The organism is Acinetobacter sp. 1294596, assembly GCF_000582925.1.
Lineage (GTDB): Bacteria > Pseudomonadota > Gammaproteobacteria > Pseudomonadales > Moraxellaceae > Acinetobacter > Acinetobacter radioresistens.
On record NZ_JFCC01000121.1, the window covers coordinates 1 to 610 of the forward strand.

Consider the following 610-nt stretch of genomic DNA (forward strand, 5'->3'; position numbering starts at 1 on the left):
TTCAACCTGCTCATGGATAGATCACCCGGTTTCGGGTCTATACCCAGCGACTAGACGCCCTATTAAGACTCGATTTCTCTACGGCTCCCCTATTCGGTTAACCTCGCCACTGAATATAAGTCGCTGACCCATTATACAAAAGGTACGCAGTCACACCACGAAGGTGCTCCCACTGCTTGTATGCATGCGGTTTCAGGATCTATTTCACTCCCCTCACAGGGGTTCTTTTCGCCTTTCCCTCACGGTACTGGTTCACTATCGGTCAGTCAGGAGTATTTAGCCTTGGAGGATGGTCCCCCCATATTCAGACAAGGTTTCACGTGCCTCGCCCTACTCGTCATCATTATGTGTGCCCTTTCGTGTACGGGAATATCACCCTCTACGTTCGCACTTCCCAGAGCGTTCCACTAAAACACACATAACTTAATGGGCTGATCCCCGTTCGCTCGCCGCTACTGAGGGAATCTCAATTGATTTCTTTTCCTAAGGGTACTGAGATGTTTCACTTCCCCTCGTTCGCCTTGCAACACTATGTATTCATGTTGCAATACCTACCTTAAAGTAGGTGGGTTCCCCCATTCAGACATCTCCGGATCAAAGGATATTTGCC

At 49.0% G+C, this 610-nt stretch carries 1 rRNA gene; it reads right to left on the reverse strand.

The window, feature by feature from the left end:
* Positions 1-610 (reverse strand): 23S ribosomal RNA (locus tag J502_RS16175); the annotation flags it as partial.